The organism is Haladaptatus sp., assembly GCF_049589095.1.
Lineage (GTDB): Archaea > Halobacteriota > Halobacteria > Halobacteriales > Haladaptataceae > Haladaptatus.
Genome location: NZ_JBAWAC010000417.1, coordinates 1 through 4,737 on the forward strand (window position 1 = coordinate 1; position 4,737 = coordinate 4,737).

Here is a 4,737-nt window from a genome sequence, read left to right on the forward strand (position 1 = left end):
CGGACTGCGACGGATTGCTCGAAGTTCGCTACGCCGACCACCCGACGTTCGACGATTTCGACGGACACGGCGTCTGGCGCTACGCCGACGCCCTGCCCGTCGAATCGGGTGTCAGCATCGAGGAGGGGAACACCCCACTGTACGAGGTTCCGACCATCGAGGACGAGACCGGCGTCAACGCGCTTCGAGTCAAACACGAGGGAATGAACCCGACCGGGAGTTTCAAGGACCGCGGCATGACCCTCGGCGTGAAAGTCGCCGAGAAACTCGGCGTCTCCCGACTCGCCTGTGCGAGCACCGGGAATACCAGCGCCGCGCTGGCCTGCTACGGCGCACGTGCCGGAACCGAGGTACTGGTGCTCCTTCCCGCCGGAAAAGTGGCCGCCGGGAAAGTCGCACAGGCCAGCCTCCACGGCGCGCGAATCCTCGAAGTGGACGGCAACTTCGACGACTGTCTGGACATCGTCTCCGAACTCGCAAATCGCGGCGAGGCGTACCTGCTCAACTCGCTCAACCCGTTCCGACTGGAGGGTCAGAAGACCATCGGACTGGAGATTATCGAGCAGTTCCGCGACCAGACGGGCGACCTCCCCGACAGAATCGTCCTCCCCGTCGGCAACGCCGGAAACACCAGCGCGCTGTTCAAGGCGTTCCGCGAACTCGTCGCCGCCGGGGAACTCACGCCCGACGAGGTGCCCGTGCTGACCGGCGTACAGGCCGAGGGTGCGGCCCCGATGGTCGAAGCCGTCGAGAACGACGCCGACGAAATCCGCCGCTGGGACGAAGTCGAAACCATCGCAACCGCCATCCGAATCGGCAACCCGGTCAACTCCCCGAAGGCGCTTCCCGCGATTCGGGAAACCGGCGGCACCGCCATCGCCGTCACCGACGAGGAGATAACCGACGCCCAGCGCGCGCTTGCACGGGACGGTATCGGCGTCGAACCCGCCAGCGCCGCGAGCGTTGCGGGACTACGAAAACTCCGCGAAGAGGGAGAAGTTTCGGCGGACGAGAACGTGGTTTGTTTGACGACCGGTCATCTCCTGAAGGACCCGGATGCGGCCGCCGCAGCGGGTGTCGAACCGGAACCCGTTCCAGCGGACACCGAAGACGTGTTGGAGATTTTGTGAGTGGCATCCGAAATCAGTCCAATCGTGCCAGCACGAACACGATACTCGCACTGACGAGAAGACACGCCAACAGTCCGGCGAACGCCGATTCGTACCCCGAGTTCCCCGCAACGTAACCGACGTACGTCGGCCCGAGGCTTCCGAAGCCGATGTAAACCGTCCGCGTCGCACCGAGGTCCCCACCCATGCTCCCGTCCGGAAACACGTCCATCAGGTGTGCCTGCATGGCCGGTGGGTAGGCCATCAATCCCGCCGCGAAGAGCGCCACGCTCCCGGCGACGGCGAGGGTGCTGTTCGCCATCACGAGGGCGGCGATACCGGCCGTCCCCACGAGGAGCGACCCGGCAGCGACGACGGGGCGGGAAATCCTGTCCCCGAGCGACCCCGAAATCGGCTTCACCAACGTTCCGACGATGAACAGCGCCGCGAACGCGCTCCCCGCGAGTTCGGGCGAGAAATCCTTCGCTTCCTGGAGAAACGACGGGAGAAATCCCGCGACGGACTGCCAGACGAACGCGTACAGCGAGTAGGCCACGAGGAGCGCCACGGTTCGACGGTTGGCAAAGCGGCGAGCGGTCGTCGTGATGTCCGCCACGACCGCCCGTCCAGCACCCGCGTCGATGGTCGGTCGGGTGTACGACTCCCGACTCCAGCGGTGGAGGAGGACGAGGGCCAGTACCGCCACCAACACGACGGGGACGAACGCGACCCGCCACGTTGCGACGGCGAGGACGGCCACCGCCAATCCCGCCGCGACGACGCCCCCCGAGTCGCCCGACGCGCCGTGAAGCCCGAACGCCTGCCCTCGGCGGGAGACGAACAGGTCGGAGACAAGCGCCCGTGCTGGCGTCGGATACAGTCCGGCACCGACGCCAGCGACGGCCATACCGACCAGAAAGACCGCGTAGGTCGGCGCGCCAGCGACGACCGTGAACCCGACGGAGAGGAGTGCGAGTCCGGAGACGAGCAGGGTCTTCCGCGAGAAGCGGTCGGAGAGCCGACCGCTCGGATACTGGCCGAGTGCGTACAGCGCCCAGAGCAGGGAGAGCGCCATGCCCGCCTGTAGTTTCGTGATGTGGAGTTCACCCATCACGGTCGGGAGCATGGGCGAGAGGACGAGCCGACCGGCCTGAATCATCATCCAGCCGACGGAGACGACGAGCAGCAACCGTCCAGAATACCCCGTCACGAGCCGTTCCTCGTGCGAAGTTCGTTCGTCAGGGGAGAGAGATTCGACGGAGCTCACGGTTCGACGGTGGAATGGCGGCTACTTGAGTCCGACTTTCTCGGCAGGGTGAACGGTCAGCAGGGTTCCGTTGCGATCACCATACCCGGTTCTGGTCCCGCTTTCGTATAAAAAAGTACCCGAAGATTCAGTTCCCGTTCAGCGCGATGTTCCGCACTTCGATGATGCGCTCGTCGGCTTCGAGCGCCTCCTTCGCCGCCGAGTTGATCTCGCTGTCGAGGTTGTACACCGACAGCGCCTCGCCGCCGTCGGTTTCGCGGGCGTTGAACATGCCCGCGATGTTGATGTCGTGTTCGCCGAGGACGGTGCCGACGAACCCGATGACGCCGGGTTTGTCCTGATTGCGGGCGACGAGCATGTGGCCGTGCGGGATGGCGTCCACGCGGTAGCCGTCGATGCGGACGATACGCGGGTCGTCGTCGGCGAAGAGGGTCCCTTCGACCGAGATGTGTTCGTCGTCGCTCTCGACCGTAACCGTGATGAGGCTCTGGAAGTCGGCGGCCTGGCGGGTCTTGCTCTCGGTGACTTCGACGCCGCGCTCCTCGGCGATCTGCGGGGCGTTGACGGCGTTGACCTGCCATTCGAGCGGTTCGAACACGCCCTTCTGGGCGCTCGCGGTGACGAGGTCCACGGTCTCCTCCGCGATGTCGCCCTCGTAGCCGATCTCGATGCGCTCGATGCGCTCGTCCAGCAGTTGCGTGGCGATTTTGCCCGCCGTCTCCGCGAGTTCGATGTACGGACGGACGCGGGGGAACGCGCTCTCCTCGACGGACGGCGCGTTGAGCGCGTTGATCACGGGTTCCTCACGGAGCGCGGCGAGCACTTGGTCGGCCGTGCTGGTGGCGACGTTCTCCTGTGCCGCCTCCGTGCTCGCGCCGAGGTGTGGCGTGAGGATGACGTCCTCCACGTCGAGCAGCGGGCTGTCCTCGGGGAGTGGCTCCTGAGCGAACACGTCCAGCGCCGCACCCGCGAGGATTCCGTCGTCCACCGCTTCCGCGAGCGCGTCCTCGTCCACGACGCCACCGCGGGCGCAGTTGATGAGGTAGCCGCCCTCGACCTGTGCGAGTTCCTCGGTGCTGATGAGCCCCTCCGTCTCCGGCGTGAGCGGCGTGTGCACCGTCAGGAAGTCGGCACGGGCGAGACAGTCGTCCAGATCCACCAGTTCCGCGCCGAGTTGTCTGGCGAGGTCCTCGCTGATGTACGGGTCGTACGCGACGAGGTTCATCCCGAGACTGTCGAGCTTCTTGGCGACTTCCTGCCCGACGCGGCCGAGGCCGACGATGCCGAGCGTCTTGCCGTTCAGTTCCGTCCCGAGGTAATCCCCCTTCGCCCACTCGCCGTCCTTGAGTCGAGCGTGGGCCTGCGGGATGGAGCGTGCGGCGGCGAACGCCATCGCCACGGAGTGTTCCGCGGCGGCGCGCACGTTACCCTCCGGCGCGTTCGCCACGATGACGCCGTGTTCGGTGGCGGCCTCGATGTCGATATTGTCCACGCCGATACCTGCGCGACCGACGATGACGAGGTCGGAAGCGGCCTCGAACACGTCGCGGTTCACGTCCGTCCCGGAGCGGACGATGAGCCCGTTGGCGTCGGAAACAGCGTTCAAAAGTGCGTCGCCCTCTACGTCGTAGGCCGTCTCTACCTCGTAACCGCTTTCTTGAAGTCGATCAAGACCCGCGTCCGCGATCGGGTCCGTGACGAGTACCTTCATTGCTGGAGAGAATACACCCCACACCCGTTAACCCTTTCTCTCACAGCGAAGATTGCCAATTTATTTTCCAATTTTTACTTTTGAAAATATATTGCCAAATGGTGCCGTAACCGCTGTCAGGAGGGGTTATTCGCTTCGTTCGTGTCCGCTCGATGTGGACCGTTCGGGATCGACACGTTCACACTTCCCGACAGATTCGACCGTTTCTTCGTCTTCACTGTTCTCATCGTTCCGGTCAGCCAAGAGCCTCGTGGATTCGTCAGCGAAACACTCCCGACAGTAGTCGTTGTGTCCGCTTTCGACCAGCGCGACCGGGACGCCATCGACGACGAGTTCCTTCACGAACCGCCGCCGAACGCCGTTTCCAACGTGAGTGCCACAGACGTCGCACTCCTCGTCACCGAGCGAGAGTCGCTCCGCCACGACGCGGCGGCCGATACCGTACCGACCCCGGTCGTAGGCGCGTTCCGCCCGACTGAGACGGTAGGACAGCAGCGCCGCCGGGACGAGAACGACGAGGGACAGGAGGAGGGCCTTCCAACTCACGAACGACCTGACGACGACGCCGAGGAGCACCGCGAGCGAGGCGAATCCGACCGCGACGAGGACCCACTTCGCCAATCGGGTCGTGGCGTCGTCCGTCATCAGGC

General features: G+C 65.0%; 4 protein-coding genes. 1 reads left to right on the forward strand and 3 read right to left on the reverse strand.

What is annotated here, in order from left to right; all coding sequences use genetic code 11:
• The coding region (thrC, locus tag WBV42_RS13140) for a threonine synthase (RefSeq protein ID WP_423986424.1) at positions 1-1,130 on the forward strand (1,130 nt) is incomplete at its 5' end.
• Positions 1,131-1,143: 13 nt separating this feature from the next.
• Here thrC and WBV42_RS13145 read toward each other — a convergent pair.
• The 3 genes from WBV42_RS13145 to WBV42_RS13155 all read right to left on the reverse strand — a co-directional run.
• Positions 1,144-2,319 carry an MFS transporter gene (locus tag WBV42_RS13145; protein WP_423986425.1) on the reverse strand — a complete coding sequence of 392 codons (1,176 nt, stop codon included), beginning with the start codon at positions 2,317-2,319 and terminating at the stop codon, positions 1,144-1,146.
• A 184-nt stretch (positions 2,320-2,503) separates the two neighbouring features.
• Complete coding sequence (gene serA / locus WBV42_RS13150) at positions 2,504-4,087, reverse strand: phosphoglycerate dehydrogenase (RefSeq protein ID WP_423986426.1); 1,584 nt, start codon at positions 4,085-4,087, stop codon at positions 2,504-2,506.
• A 126-nt stretch (positions 4,088-4,213) separates the two neighbouring features.
• The coding region (locus WBV42_RS13155; protein ID WP_423986427.1) for a hypothetical protein at positions 4,214-4,737 on the reverse strand (524 nt) is incomplete at its 5' end.